The organism is Cryobacterium sinapicolor (assembly GCF_004403465.1).
Lineage (GTDB): Bacteria > Actinomycetota > Actinomycetes > Actinomycetales > Microbacteriaceae > Cryobacterium > Cryobacterium sinapicolor.
Genome location: NZ_SOGQ01000034.1, coordinates 27865 through 41322 on the forward strand (window position 1 = coordinate 27865; position 13458 = coordinate 41322).

A 13458-nucleotide genomic window follows, 5' to 3' on the forward strand; every position below is an offset into this window, starting at 1 on the left:
GCCTTAGACACATGCCCGCCGTCCAGAGCCGATTCGTGGTTCGCAGCTTCGCGACCCTCGTCTTTTTCTCCACCCTGGCCGGGCAGTTCTGGCGCAGCCTGTTCGGCTGGTGGGGCTACGGCACGATCGCGCTGCTCGTTGTCGCGGGCGCCGTCGTCGCCCTGATCAGACTGAAACCTGACTGGATGTGGCCGCGGTTCCCGAAATCGCTCATCGCCTTCCTCGGCCTGGCCACGCTGTCGCTGGCCTGGTCGTTCTATCTCGGCGCGTCCCTGATCGGGGTCACCCTGCAGTGGGTCACCACCCTGGCCGCGCTCTTCCTGGCCCTGTGCCTGAGTTGGGCCGAGCTGCTGCGCACGCTGTCCGCCGCCCTGCGCTGGATCCTCGCCCTGTCCCTCGCCTTCGAGCTGATCGTCGCCGTGTTCGTTCGGCAGGCCGTGCTCCCCTTCTGGGTCGACTACGGCGCCCGCGACGTGCCGGAGTCGTTTTACTGGTCCCGCGGCATCCTGTTGCAGGGCGGCCCGATCGAGGGCATCGTCGCCAACCGCAACCTGCTCGGGTTCGTGGCGCTGATGGCCGTGATCGTGTTCGCCGTGCAGCTGGCCGCCGGCACCGTCAGCCGCAGCTGGGGCCTGGCCTGGCTGGGCCTCGCGTCGCTCATGCTGCTGCTGACCCGGTCCGCGACCGTGACGCTCGCCGCCGCCGCCGTCGCCTTGGCACTGCTCTTCGCACTCTGGGCCCGCCGCCGCGCCCCCGAAGGGCGCCGGCCGGTGTATCTGGCGGCTGCGGCATCCGTGATCGTCGGCGGCGCCGGCCTGGCGGTCCTCACGCCGACGCTACTCACCCTGCTCGGCAAGTCCGCCGACCTCACCGGCCGTCTCGACATCTGGCGCAGCGTGACCGGGCTGGCCGCCGAGCGCCCGGTGTTCGGCTGGGGCTGGGTGAGCTACTGGGCTCCCTGGGTCGAACCGTTCGAGGGTCTCGCCGTGCGCCGCGGCGTCGTCTACCTGCAGGCGCATAACGCCTGGCTCGACGTCTGGCTCCAGCTCGGCATCCTCGGGCTGATCGTCCTCGCCGCCCTCGTGTTCGCCACCCTCTGGCGCAGCTGGTTCCTCGCGGTCGACCGGCCGCGGCGCGCCCTCGAGGACACGGAACCGTACGCGGCCTCCGCCCTGCTCCCGCTGCTGCTGACGGTGGCCCTGATCGCCCAGACCCTGGCCGAGAGCCGCATCCTGATCGAGTCCGGCTGGCTGCTGCTGGTGGTGCTCGCCGTGACCACGAAGCGGCAGCAGGCCACCAATCAACGGATGCCGTAGGCGGTAGCGTGGGAATGTCATGACCTACCGCGCGAATTCCCCCGCCGTGCCGGACCAGTTCAAGCGACTGTTCGCCTCCCCCAAGTTCGCCTCCTCGCTGACACTGGTCATCATCGGCTTCGCCTTCGCGGCCACCGCCCTGCGCGCCGTGATCGGCCCGCCCGGCGTCGTGGGCATTCTCGTGGGCCTCGTCGTGCTGGCCGCGTTCTCGCTCACCGCCCGCTGGGCCGGCGTCGACTGGCACGGGCTGCTGCCGATCTCGATCATGGTCTTCGTGGGCTGGTGCGCCCTGTCGGTGCTGTGGTCCGGCTACCCGCTGCACACCCTCAGCGCCGCGCTCTACCAGCTCGCCTTCACCTTCCTGGCCATCTACATCGCCCTGGCCCGCGACACCATCCAGGTCGTCCGCGCCACCGGCGACGTGCTGCGGGTGCTGCTCGGACTGTCCCTGGCCCTGGAGGTGCTCTCCGGCCTGCTGCTCGACACCCCCTTCGTCTTCCTCGGCATCCAGGGCAACATCGACTCGTTCGGGCCCGTGCAGGGGCTCTTCGGGTCCCGCAACGTGTTCGGGCTGGTCTCGCTGATCGCGGCGGTCACCTTCGCGGTCGAGCTGCGGTCCCGGTCGGTGCGGCGCGGGCTCGGCATCGGCTCCATCGCCCTGGCCGTATTCGGCCTGCTGCTCACCCGCTCCCCCGTCATCCTCGTGGTGGCCCTGTTCGTGGGCCTCGCCGCGCTGGCGCTGATCTGGTTGCGCGCCACGCCCGCCGCGAACCGATGGCTGCTGCAGACCGGGCTGCTCGGCGGCACTGTCGTGGCCGGCATCATCGCGGTCGCGGCCCGCGCGCGCATCACCGACCAGCTGAACGCAGGTAGCGAGTTCGAGGCCCGCACCACACTGTGGGGCGAAATCTGGCGTCTGGCCACGCTGAACCCCCTCGAGGGCTGGGGCTGGGCCGGCCGGTGGCCCGTCGACGTCACGCCCTACGGCTGGCTCAGCTTCGTCACCGGGCGCCCGCAGACCTCCGGTTTGAACGCGTACCTCGACGTCTACTTCCAGGTCGGCCTGGTCGGCCTCCTGGCATTCCTCGCGCTCGTACTGCTCGCGTTCTGGCGGTCGTGGCTGCTCGCCTCCGACAAGCGCTCAATGGTCTACGTCTGGTCGCCGCTCGTGCTGGTGACTCTGCTCGTCACGTCGGCGGCCGAAAGCACCGTGCTGGTCGACTTCGGCTGGCTGCTGCTGCTGATCTGCGCTGTGAAGGCCGCGCAGGGCAAGAGCTGGCGCAGCCTGCTGCAGCCCACGCCGCACCGGCACCCGGAGTAGCGGGCGCCGGCCGGGAGTCGAGTGCTCAGACCGGCTGCACCAGATCACGCAGAATATCCTGCAGGCCGAGTCCGAAGCGACGGTAGTCACCGACACGCCAGCCCTCGAAGACGGAGGCGACCCGGGCCGCGCGCAGGGCCGGAAGGGTGCTTCGGCGGCGTTCGTGGGCCAGCTTGGCGTCGATCAGAGCGAGTGTTGCGGCCGAAGGCGCAGGCTGCAACTGCGCGGCCCGCGCTTGCAGCGACTGGGCTCGGACCAGCAAACGGGCGTTGCGCGCCGTGCGCGGCGCCCGCAGCCGACCCAGCTTGCCAGCCGCGTCGAGGCTGGAGGCACCGATCTGGTTACCCGCATGCTGCCGGTAGTCCAGCAACGGAAGTTCGAGCAGGTCAACCTCCCCGGTCGCGGCGGCCACGACCGCAAGCCATTCATCGTGCACCCACGCCGCCGGGAACGGGCGCGCCCGCTGCACCAGCCCCCGACTCAGCATCACGGTGGCGCCGGTGACGATGTTGCGGCGCAGCAGGATGTCGAAGGCGTGCCCGTCATGCTCCGCGGCCCGCTCGGCGGCGGAGACCCCCAGGGTGGCGAGCAGGGTACGGCCCGTCTGCCGGCCCGCCTCGTCGACGAGTCGGGCATCCGTATGGAGCAATTGCAGGTCGGGGCGAGCGTTGAACTCGGCGGCCAGCAGGGCCAGCCGCTCCGGGGGCCACACGTCATCCTGATCGCTGAGTGCGAGCAGCTCACCCGTGCAGGCGCCGAGCGCCTGCTCGAAGTTCGCGGTGACGCCGAGCGGCGCCGGGTTGCGGATCAGTCGCAGGGTCACGGTCTTCCGCGGATGCTCCGCCTTCCACGCGGCGAAGACGCGTTCCACCTCAGCCGGGGTTCCATCGGTGGAGCCGTCGTCGGAGACGACGATCTCCTGGGCGGGCGCGCTCTGGCCGAGGATGCTGCGCAACTGTTCCTCGATGAACTCGGAACCGTTATAGGTGCAGAGCGCCACGGACACGCGCGACACAGCGGACATGGGTGGGCGGGCGGCGGTACCGGTTGAACGACTCATCAGCGTCGCTTCAGGCCGACTGAGAGCACCCCGAGGAAGAGGCCACCCATGACCGTTTGCGACCCCAACATCATCAGCAGGGCCGAGGGGATGGCCACCCGTATGGTGGTGCCGGCCTCGAGCGCGCCGTATCCAGTGGACGCCCAGCCGATCAGCTGCGAGAGGGCGATGGCCAAGCCGATCACGAACAGCACAACTCCGAGGATCGCTCCACTCTCGAGGCTGATGCGTTTCTCGAGCCGCTCGAAGTTGCGGCTTCGGGGGATTCGGAAGCCCTCGTGCTGGGCGTAGATCTTGGTCAGCAGGGCGAACAGAAAGGCCTGATAGCCGACGACCGCCAGAGCGGCCAGGTAGATCTGGCTGGAGTAGGTGAAGCCCACCTCCCCCACCACGACGGGCCCGAAACCGAGCAGCACGGTACCGACCAGACCGATCAGGAACGCGGCCACCCCGGGGATGAGGAAGAGCCAGCGCGGGCTGAAGATGAGCAGGAAGCGGAGGTGCCGCCAGCCGTCATGCCAGCTGCGCAGGTGCGGCGGCCGGCTGCGGCCGTCCTTCTTCAGGGTGGTGGGCACTTCGCTCACCCGGGACCCACCCAGGGTGGACTTGACGACCATCTCGCTGGCGAACTCCATGCCCGAGGTCTGCAGGTGCAGGGCAAGCATCGACTCCCGGTTGAATCCGCGCAGCCCGCAATGGAAGTCCTTGATCGGGGAACGGAACAGGGACCGTCCGATCCAGGACAGTACCGGGTTGCCCAGGTACTTGTGCAACGGCGGCATGGCGCCGGGTTCGATGCCACCTCGGAAGCGGTTGCCCATCACCAGTTCGTCGCCTGCGCGCAGCCGCTCGACGAAGCCGTCGAGTTCGCTGAAGTCGTAGCTGTCATCGGCATCGCCCATGATGACGAAGGTGCCCCGGGCGGCCTCGATACCCCCGATCAGAGCGCTGCCGTAGCCCCTTTCCGTGACATCCACCACCCGGGCCCCGTGGGCCTCGGCAATCTGCTGCGACCCGTCAGTGCTGCCGTTGTCGGCGATCAGGACCTCACCGGAGATGCCGCTGCGCCGCAGATATCCCTGGGCCTTGTCAATGCAGATCGCGAGCGTCTCGGCCTCGTTGAGGCACGGCATCAGGATCGAAAGTTCAATGGTTTCGGTGATTGGCATGCGTGGTGCAAGTCCCGTCATTGTTGGTCTGGCTCCATCATCGTACAGAATGTGCTGTGTGGACCTTGGACTGGTGGTGACGACGCTCGGCCGTGTCGAGGGCCTGAAACGACTCTTCGATTCTCTGTCCGACCAGCTTCTCGCCGCGGACGCCCTCGTCGTCGTCGCCCAGCGCAACCTGCCGGAGGTGGAGGCGCTCGCATCCGTCTACCGCTCGGAGAGCATGCGAATCATCGTGATGACGTCGCCGCTCGGTGCGGCCCGCGGCCGCAACGCGGGCGTCGCCGCACTTCCGGCCGACCGGGATCTGATGCTCAATTTCCCCAATGACACAACCTGGTACCCGCAGGGCGCTCTGGCCCGGATGCGGCTCCTGGCTGAGACGTTCCATGCAGGCGCCCTCACCGTGGTCGACGAGAACGGGCCCAAGTTCGTGCTGCCCGAGCCGGGCGCGGCCTTGACCCGGTGGACGGTCTGGAGCGTGATCGAGATGGGCATCCTGATCCGGCGCACCATGTTCGACCGGATTGGCGGCTTCGACCCGGAGATCGGCACCGGCGCCCCGACGCCGTGGCAGGCCGGGGAGGCCACGGATCTGCTCCTGAAACTGATCCGTGCCGGGGAGCAGGCCGGCTTCGCCTGGCAGCCGCCCTCGCTCACGGTGGGCGGAATCAGCGACCCGAGCGGGCTCAGCAGCGCGGAACGACGCCACAAGCTGCGCGGCTACGGCCGCGGGCTGGGGCGGCTGGTGACCCGCTGGAAGTACCCGTCGTGGTGGCGGTTGGCGTTCCTCGGCGGCGGCCTGTTCTTCGGCCTGCGCAACCGTGGCACGAACGCCCTCCTCGACGGCTGGTGGGTGTTCCTCGGTCGCCTCGAAGGGATGCTCGGGCGCACCCTCGGCCCGGCCGGCACGCTCACCGCGGTGACCCGGTGACGGCCGACCTGCCCTCCCCCCTCCGGCTGCGGCGGGCCACCCTCAGTCTGATCACCCTGCTCGGGGGCGTGTCACTGGCCGTCATCCCCGCGGCCACGGTCGCCATCTCCTCCCGGCTGTTCAGTCGCCCGGAGCAGGGCCTGATCGCCGTTGCGGTAATGGTGGCCACCTTCGCCGGCCAGCTCACCTTCGCGGTCGTTCTGGAGTCCCGGCTCAGTTCGGCCGCCACCGAACGCCGGGTGGTGTTCCCGCTCTGGTTGGCGGGCCTCGCCCTGGTCGCCGCCGCGGTGATCGCACTCAACGCCACGAATCCGGTCGTGCTCTGCCTCGGCCTGCCCCTGCTGATCGCGGCCCTCGAGGTGGGCCGGGGCGTCTCGGTCGCCGAGCGCCTGGACTTGCGGGAGATCTGGGCATCCGTTTTCGTGGGTCTGGGCGCCCTCGCCGGCGTGCTGGCCGCGTTCACCGGTCAGGACTGGGCGCTGATCCCCCTCGTGGCCGGTATCGCCCTGGCCACCCTGGTGCGCTGCCTACCGGTGACCCACCGGGCCAGCCGCCCAGAGCCGGCCGTGCTGGGCTGGGTGGTGGCCGACACGGCGATCACCGGCGTGATCTACCCGCTCCTGAACACCATGATCCTCACGCTGATCGGACCGGATGAAGCGGTGCTGTTCACGGCCATCGCGACGGTGTCCGGCCTGCTCGCGATCCCCCTGAACTTCATGCGCCTGCGCCTGCTCAAGGAGCACTCCCGCCTCGATATCGCGGTGTCGGCGGGTGCGGTCCTGGCAGCCGTGGTGGTGCTGGTCGTGCTCGAACTCACGGGCGTGCTCGGCTTCGTTTTCGGCGGCGTCTGGACCAGCTCGGCCACGATCCTGCCGCTGGTGCTCGCCTGCGGCTGGCGGGCCGCGTCGCTTGCCACGACCATTCCGTTCGCCGCGCTGCGCCGGATGGGCGAGGTTCGGCTGCTCACCGGGCTGCGCGCCGCCGTCTCCGTGATGGCCTTCGCCCTGGCCGGAGTCGGCCTGGCCCTGCACAGCCTGTCGGCCGTGTTCCTGGGTCTGCTCGTCGCGGAACTGGCGTCGGCCGTGGTCTACGAGCTCGCACGACGCCACCGGGTACGCGCCGCCGCGCTGGCGATGGCGGCCGCCGCGTGAGCCGCGTCCTCGTCGATCTGCTCTTCTTCACCGGCCGCAAGGGCGGCATGGAGTCGTACGTGCGGGAGGTGTACGGTCGCATCGAACGAGGTGCCGACGGGATAGAGTTCGTCGGCTTCGCCTCGAGCGAACTCGCCGGCTCGGACACGTCCTGGTTCCCGGGCGCGATCATCGACTCCGGCATCAGCGGCGAGAACCGGATCGCCTGGGCCCGCGGTGAGCTCTTCTCCGTCACCCGCGCGGCTCGGCGGCTGCGTGCCGACCTGGTGCACTGCCCGGCGAACCTCGGTCCGTTCTGGTCGCGGGTGCCCGTGGTGCTGACCGTGCACGACCTGCTGCCGTTCCGGCATCCGGAATACGTGCCGGGGGCCTACTCGCGTATTCTCCGCACCATGATTCGGGTGGCCGCGCACGGCGCCCGCCGCGTTCTCACCGTGAGCGTCGCCTCGGCGGACGACATCGTGCGCTTCCTTCGGGTTCCGGCCGCCCGCGTCGACGTGGTGCCGCTCGCGGGCCAGGACACAGATGCCTGCCCGCCCGCGGCACCCCTCCCCCGATTGCCACGCCACGTGCTGGCCGTGGGCAACCGGATGCCGCACAAGAACTTCCCCCTGCTGCTGGAGGCCGTCGCCCTGATCCCCGCCGCGTCCCGGCCGCACCTGACGGTCACCGGCAGCCACGGTGATGACCCACTCGCCCCCGTTGTAGCCAGGCTTGATCTGGAGGCGTGGGTGTCGCTGCGGGGCTGGCTGAGCGCTGAGGAACTTGACCGGCTCTACGCCGAGTCGAGCCTGATCGTGTTCCCTACTCTGTTCGAGGGCTTCGGCCTGCCGGTGCTGGAGGCCATGTCCCGAGGCTGCCCCGTGGTCTGCTCCGATATCCCGGTGCTGCACGAGGTCGCCGGCGACGCGGCCGTGTACGTGGCGCCGCAGGATGCCGCCGCCCTCGCGGCGACAGTAGCCCGCCTACTTGACGACCCGGCCGAGCTGGCTCGCCGGTCAGAGCAGGGCCGTGAGCGCGCCCGCGCCTTCTCGTGGACGCGGACCGCCCGGCACACGGTGGCGTCGTTTCAGCGGGCCCTCTCCGAGCGGTAACGCGCCAGGATCTGGTCGACCGAAGCGCTCAGGCCGTGGCTGAGCCGCTCGCGCCGGAACCAGTCCAGGGTAGTGCGGCGCAACGGCTCACCGGCCTCGACTGCCCGCACGATGGCCGCACCGAGTTCGGACGGGCCCACGGAGACGGACACGAAGCCATTGACGCCGTCTACGACCAGCTCCGCGGCGGCGTTGTCGGGGCCCGCCACCACCACGCTGGGCGTGCCGAATGCCGCCGCCTCGGCGATGACGAGCCCGAACCCTTCCCGGGCCGACGGGTTGACCAGCACCCGGGCACCCTGCACGAGGCCCCGGAGCTCGCCCTCGCTCACCCGCCCTCGCAGCTCGACGGCGGAGGCCAGGCCGAGTTCGCCCACCCGCGCGGCCACGCGGGGCGTTTCAGGGCCGGAGCCCACGATGACCGCGCGCAGGGTTGGCGCCTGGTGACGGGCCTCTCGCAGGGCCGGAATGAGATCGATCAGGCGTTTGTCGGCGATGTGCCGGCCCACAAAGACCAGGTAGGGGTCGACCGGCCGCTCGGTCGTGGCATCGGGCTCGGCGCCGACGAGATCGACCAGTCCCAGCGTGACCGGCTGGGCGCTGCGCCGATAGCGGCGCAGCCGGGCGCCGGTGAACGCGCTGTTGACGGTGTGTACGTCACAGAGACGGATGCCCACGGTCTGCAGCAGGAACGCGATCGTTCCCGGCAGCGCGCCGGCGTACTCCCGCCACTTCGTCCACGGCCAGACCTCGAGCCAGTCGGCGACAACGAGCGCGGGCGTGCCGAGCAGGGCCAGCCGCACCGCGAACAGGTTCAGCACCGGCAGGGTGCTGACGACCACGATGTCGTAGCTCCCGCGCCGGCGGAGGAAATGATGGAACAGCGCCCAGGCGAAAGCGACAGCGCTCCGCGGCGTGCGGGTGCCGCCGGCATCGTAGATGTCCCCCTGCCACACCGGCACGATGGTGAAAGGCGCCGCCGGGGGCGCATCCGTCGGCCATTGACCGCGGGTCACGTAATCGACCGTGCACCCACGCTCGATGAAAAGCTCCGCCAGGCGGCGGTAGACCCGTTCGCCGCCGCCGGTGTTGACCGGGAACAGGCAGTCGAAGGCGACCGCGACCCGCGGTTCAGGCACGGATCATCTCGGTCTCCGGCTCGGGCGACGCGGACGCGCCGGGGTTGGTATCGCCGACGGAGTTGGCTTCGGCTTCGGCTTCGGCACGGGCGCTTCGCGCGGCGAGCCGGCCCGCCCACAGCAGGAAAAGGAGCGAGACGAGGCCATAGAGGGCGACCAGGGGTAACGCCCCCAGCGGTGGTTCCCAATCGGGGTTCTCCCAGATGGTGCTGAACGATTGCTCCGTGCCGACCACGTAGCGCCGCAGCACCAGGAAGAACGCGGCCAGGCCGTAGGCGGCCAAGAGGGTGAGTCCGATCCAGGTCAGCCGGGTGGACAGGAACGCGAGACGCCGCCCCGACCGACCGGACAGGAGCCACGCGGCCACGAGCGTCACCCCCACGTAGAGGAAGAGTCCGTAGCGGCCCTGCCAGATGATGCCGGTCTGGTGCGCGCTGTAGCCCTGCACGAGGGCAGGAACCAGCAGCGCGGCTCCCGTGACGATCCCCATGGTCACCACGCTGCGCCGGTCCAGCCCGGCGAAAGCGAGCGCCACCAGGATGGCCAGGGCGGCCACGAACGGCCAGTAGACGGCGACAGACAGAGGCGTGTCGAGCCAGCCGAAGAACCCGATGGCCTGCTGGATATAGTCCGGGGTCAGTTGGATCACATACGCGAAGCCATGCATGAACGATGCCCCCACCTGGGGCGCGTCCGAGGCATCCGCCTGGCCGGACAGGCTGCCACCCCGGAGGGTCCAGAGAATCGAGAAGAGCCCGCCGGCCGCCACCGACGCCAGCGCGACATAGGAGGAACCCGTCGTGAAGAGGGTCCTCACCGCCCTCCACCCCGTGGCAGCGAAGCACAGGCCCACCACGACCACGAGCCACAGCGGCCCCGTCGCGCGGGCGGTGGCCAGCACGATCGATGCCACCGTGACGATCGTCCAAAGGTAGCGGCGGGACAGTGACGACACCACTCCCGCGTCCCGGCCGTCGAAGTGCTGCAGGAGCCGGAGCAGGGAGATCCAGAGTGCACCGGCCGCCGCGACCTCGATGCCGTTGGGGTTCACCGCACCGAAGAGGTACAGCACCATGGGCGTAGCGAGGAAGGCCAGCCCGAACGGCAGCCAACGGGAACGCCACACCGACATCGCGGTTTGGAAGGCCCAGGCCACGAAGACGGAGCACAGCAAGCCGCTGACGATGCGCATGGAGTAGATCCCGGCCGATCCGTCGAACAGAAGGGTCGGCCAGCCGACGAGGTAATAGTAGATCGGGTTGTACGCGCTCACCCAGGTGTTGAACCAGTCGGCGCCGCCTGAATCCCCTAGCTCGAACCCGCAGTCCGCGGTCATCTCGGGGTGGAACAGGTAGCAGACGATCTGCTGGCTGTAGGAGTACTCCTCCGGCAGGTCGACGACGGAGTGTCTGACCCCCGCCACGGGGTGTCCGGTCAGGTCACCGCGCACCTGTGCGATGGCCTTGGCGGCATGGGCGTTCTCGTCGGGGACGGAGAAGATCGGGCTGGCGAGGGACCACAGGGTGGCGAGCATCGCCATCAGGGCGAAGGCCGTCCAGAAAACGGACCGGGTGTGCGCTGGTTTGTGGCGAACACGGAGCGCCTTCCGGGAAGACAGCACCCTCATGACACGTCTCGTGAGAGGCGGTCTCGCCGTTGCGCAGACGTCCGCACGACAGCCGTGATGTGAATGAACAGACCGGCGGCGGGCCCGATGACCAGGGCTGCAATCACACGATCACCGATCGCCCAGGGCATCAGCACCGCGCCCATGGCGATGACGGCCGCAACCACCCATCCGGCCGTATAGGCGGTGTGACTGTCACGGGACAGAACGGCCGGCCCGGTCACGAAGAGCCCCGCGATCATCCCTGATGCGAACACCAGCGGAACCAGGAGGTCGCTCACCTGCCTCACCGTAACGCCGAACAGCCAGACGAAGACCTGTTCGCCCCAGAGCGCCGTCATCCCCGCGAAGACCGCAGTACCGATCGCGACGACCGTGAGAAAAAGGACCAGAGCGCGGATGATGTTCGCTTCACGGGACGCGAAGAAGACCAGCAGGTAACTCTGGAATGCAGTGAGCGGCACGAGCAGGGGCGCCCGGAGGAGCGTGATGGCCAGAATAAGAGCGCCGAAATAGGCCCGGTCGACTCCGTCAGCGAACAGCGCGAGGAGCGCCGGGAACCCGGTGACCATCGCCGCCATGGCCGCAGCCGCCAGCATGGTGCGGGAGCTGTTCCAGAGCAGGCTGCGATAGGTGCCGTCGACATAACGTGCAAGCGCCAACCGCTTGCGGGCAACCACCAGGACGGTTCCCATCGTGATCGGGAACGGTGCGATCACGGCCCAGGCCAGCCAGGTCTGGTCCCCGCCGAGCGCGAGCACCGACAGGACCGCTGCGAGGCGCAGAGCGCCGTCCAGGCCCACGATCAGAGCTAGGTCGGCCCAGAGTCCGAGTCCGGAAAGGACCCCGCTGAGGGAGGCGACCGCGACGCAGGCCACCGCTCCCACCGCCAACGGCAGGACCAGTCCGAGTTGACTCGCCCCGAAAGCGGGGAGCGCCCAGAGGGGGAAACTCACCGCGATCGCAATACCAACGATCCCGGCCGCGAGAAGAACGAACTTCGGGACCGGAACGCGGGGTTGCCCGGGCACCTCGGCGGTGGCGAGTGCGCGGGTACGCGCCGACACGGCCCGGGTCATCTCCTGTTGAAGGCCGAAGAGACATCCCACAATGAAGTAGAGAACGGCCCAGAAGACAGCGAACACAGAATAGGCAGCGAGGCCGGCCTGCTGGGCCACCGCCAGGGTGACGAGATAACCGGAAACCCCGGCCACCACGGCGGCTCCCCCGATGAGGAGGATGCTGAGCTTTCCCCGCCGGCCGCTGCCGGTGGATTCACTCACCGAGATGATTCCTGGGCGCTCCAAGCCGAACTCACCATGTCACTCAGGGAGCGGATTGCTGACCATCCCAGGACTCGACCGATCTTGTCGACCTCGGCGACCACGGAGGCAGGGTCGCCCGGGCGTGGCGACTCGATCGACGGGTGCAGGTCGGTGCCGGAGACACGTGCCACTGCGTCGACCACATCACGCACCGAATACCCGCGGCCGGTGCCGACGTTGAAGACGTCGAAGGGCTCGGGCTGCTCATGCAGCCGGGAGAGCGCGGCCAGGTGAGCGTCCGCGAGATCGGCGACGTGGATGAAGTCTCGAACGCACGTGCCGTCGGCCGTGTCGTACGTGTCACCGAAAATGACCGGGTTCTGGCCCTCGGCCATTTTCTGGAAGACCATCGGTATCAGGTTGAGCACAGCGCGGTCAGCCAGCTCGGGTCGGGCGGCGCCCGCCACATTGAAGTAGCGAAGGCTGATCGCGCGCAGTGGCCGTGCCGCTGTCTCGTCGCGGATCATCCACTCGCCGACGAGCTTGGTCTCGCCGTAGGGGTTCACCGGCCGTGTCTCGTCAGTTTCCAGGAGCGGGAGCCCGGCGCCGTTACCGTACACGGCGGCCGAAGAGGAGAAGACCAGACGGGTCACCCCGGCCTCGCCCATGGCCGCCAACAGATTGGCCAGACCACCGAGGTTCTGCTGGAAGTACCACGTGGGGCGCTGTACCGATTCGCCGACTTGCTTGCGCGCGGCAAGGTGCACGACCTCGTCGACATCGTGCTCCATCATCAGGTCGCGAAGGCGTGCGACCGCGGTGTCTTCCGACAGCTCCAAGCGCAGGATCGGCACCCCGGGCACCCGTGCTTCGATGCCGGTGACGACGTCGTCCGCGATCACGACCGAGCGCCCCTGCTTGAGCAGCAGATCAACGATATGAGCTCCGATGTAGCCTGTGCCACCGGTCACCAGGGTTGTCATGCGGGATTGACATCTTCCGTCGGGGTTCGGCCGTCCTGCGCCGTGGGTGCTTCGGTCAGTGCGATCTGGCGGGCCAGGTCGGTTATCTGACGGTCGAGTCGCCGGTTGTGAGCGGAGGACGTGACGGCGAAGCCGAGGAAGACCACGATCAGCCCGTAGAGGAGCAGATCCGTTCCGCGCCCCACGCCCAGCACGGAGGCGACCGCGTTGGTCAGGTTCGGGAAGATGACGGCGATGACCGCACTCACCATGACCAGCAACAGTGTCAGACGGCGGATGGCCATGCCCCGCGCACCACGCCGGGGTAGGAGGATCACCAAGCCCAGAACGGCGAAGACTGTGATCAAGACAACCTTGATCAGAATTTGATTAGCGTCCATGGGTTTCCGTCCCTCG

The 13458-nt window shown here is 68.9% G+C and carries 12 protein-coding genes; 5 read left to right on the forward strand and 7 right to left on the reverse strand.

What is annotated here, in order from left to right:
• The first annotated feature begins 11 nt into the window (after positions 1 to 11).
• Together E3T28_RS07335 and E3T28_RS07340 are read left to right on the forward strand one after the other, a co-directional pair.
• Positions 12 to 1316 carry an O-antigen ligase family protein gene (locus E3T28_RS07335; protein WP_241979217.1) on the forward strand — a complete coding sequence of 435 codons (1305 nt, stop codon included), beginning with the start codon at positions 12 to 14 and terminating at the stop codon, positions 1314 to 1316.
• Between the two features lie 19 nt (positions 1317 to 1335).
• Complete coding sequence (locus tag E3T28_RS07340) at positions 1336 to 2637, forward strand: O-antigen ligase family protein (protein WP_134429376.1); 1302 nt, start codon at positions 1336 to 1338, stop codon at positions 2635 to 2637.
• Between the two features lie 25 nt (positions 2638 to 2662).
• On the opposite strand, the gene E3T28_RS07345 is transcribed toward E3T28_RS07340, so the two are convergent.
• Positions 2663 to 3697, reverse strand: a complete 1035-nt coding sequence (locus E3T28_RS07345; RefSeq protein ID WP_241979218.1) for a glycosyltransferase family 2 protein — start codon at positions 3695 to 3697, stop codon at positions 2663 to 2665.
• On the reverse strand, positions 3697 to 4866 hold the full coding sequence (locus E3T28_RS07350) for a glycosyltransferase family 2 protein (RefSeq protein ID WP_241979219.1): 1170 nt from the start codon (positions 4864 to 4866) through the stop codon (positions 3697 to 3699). The genes E3T28_RS07345 and E3T28_RS07350 overlap by 1 nt, the downstream gene beginning before the upstream one ends.
• 58 nt (positions 4867 to 4924) lie before the next feature.
• Between E3T28_RS07350 and E3T28_RS07355 the strand changes: the two genes are divergently transcribed.
• Genes E3T28_RS07355 through E3T28_RS07365 form a run of 3 tightly spaced genes read left to right on the forward strand, consistent with a single transcriptional unit; the run spans position 4925 to position 8048 of the window.
• Positions 4925 to 5800, forward strand: a complete 876-nt coding sequence (locus E3T28_RS07355) for a glycosyltransferase family 2 protein (protein ID WP_134429380.1) — start codon at positions 4925 to 4927, stop codon at positions 5798 to 5800.
• Entirely contained in the window at positions 5797 to 6954 is a 1158-nt protein-coding gene (locus E3T28_RS07360) for a hypothetical protein (protein WP_134429382.1), read from the forward strand. The genes E3T28_RS07355 and E3T28_RS07360 overlap by 4 nt, the downstream gene beginning before the upstream one ends.
• Positions 6951 to 8048 carry a glycosyltransferase family 4 protein gene (locus E3T28_RS07365; protein ID WP_134429384.1) on the forward strand — a complete coding sequence of 366 codons (1098 nt, stop codon included), beginning with the start codon at positions 6951 to 6953 and terminating at the stop codon, positions 8046 to 8048. The genes E3T28_RS07360 and E3T28_RS07365 overlap by 4 nt, the downstream gene beginning before the upstream one ends.
• Here the strand turns inward: E3T28_RS07365 and E3T28_RS07370 are convergent.
• From E3T28_RS07370 to E3T28_RS07390, 5 genes are read right to left on the reverse strand one after another with little or no spacing between them, the layout of a single operon-like run.
• Positions 8024 to 9187, reverse strand: coding sequence for a glycosyltransferase family 4 protein (locus E3T28_RS07370; protein WP_134429386.1), 1164 nt, complete (start codon positions 9185 to 9187; stop codon positions 8024 to 8026). The two genes, E3T28_RS07365 and E3T28_RS07370, sit on opposite strands and share 25 nt — an antisense overlap.
• A complete protein-coding gene (locus tag E3T28_RS07375; RefSeq protein WP_134429388.1) occupies positions 9180 to 10814 on the reverse strand; it encodes a DUF2142 domain-containing protein in 1635 nt (544 codons plus the stop codon). The genes E3T28_RS07370 and E3T28_RS07375 overlap by 8 nt, the downstream gene beginning before the upstream one ends.
• Positions 10811 to 12097, reverse strand: a complete 1287-nt coding sequence (locus E3T28_RS07380) for a hypothetical protein (protein WP_134429390.1) — start codon at positions 12095 to 12097, stop codon at positions 10811 to 10813. Before E3T28_RS07380 ends, E3T28_RS07375 begins: the two co-directional genes overlap by 4 nt.
• Entirely contained in the window at positions 12094 to 13062 is a 969-nt protein-coding gene (gene galE / locus E3T28_RS07385) for a UDP-glucose 4-epimerase GalE (protein ID WP_134429392.1), read from the reverse strand. Before galE ends, E3T28_RS07380 begins: the two co-directional genes overlap by 4 nt.
• Positions 13059 to 13442, reverse strand: coding sequence for a DUF2304 domain-containing protein (locus E3T28_RS07390; RefSeq protein ID WP_134429394.1), 384 nt, complete (start codon positions 13440 to 13442; stop codon positions 13059 to 13061). The genes galE and E3T28_RS07390 overlap by 4 nt, the downstream gene beginning before the upstream one ends.
• Positions 13443 to 13458: the final 16 nt, after the last annotated feature.

Excerpts from the sequence above, each read along its gene's own strand:
- E3T28_RS07375 (WP_134429388.1), bottom strand. The coding sequence starts at position 10,814 with ATGAGGGTGCTGTCTTCCCGGAAGGCGCTCCGTGTTCGCCACAAACCA.
- E3T28_RS07345 (WP_241979218.1), bottom strand. The coding sequence starts at position 3,697 with ATGAGTCGTTCAACCGGTACCGCCGCCCGCCCACCCATGTCCGCTGTG.
- E3T28_RS07340 (WP_134429376.1), top strand. The coding sequence starts at position 1,336 with ATGACCTACCGCGCGAATTCCCCCGCCGTGCCGGACCAGTTCAAGCGA.
- E3T28_RS07390 (WP_134429394.1), bottom strand. The coding sequence starts at position 13,442 with ATGGACGCTAATCAAATTCTGATCAAGGTTGTCTTGATCACAGTCTTC.
- E3T28_RS07350 (WP_241979219.1), bottom strand. The coding sequence starts at position 4,866 with ATGCCAATCACCGAAACCATTGAACTTTCGATCCTGATGCCGTGCCTC.
- E3T28_RS07335 (WP_241979217.1), top strand. The coding sequence starts at position 12 with ATGCCCGCCGTCCAGAGCCGATTCGTGGTTCGCAGCTTCGCGACCCTC.
- galE (WP_134429392.1), bottom strand. The coding sequence starts at position 13,062 with ATGACAACCCTGGTGACCGGTGGCACAGGCTACATCGGAGCTCATATC.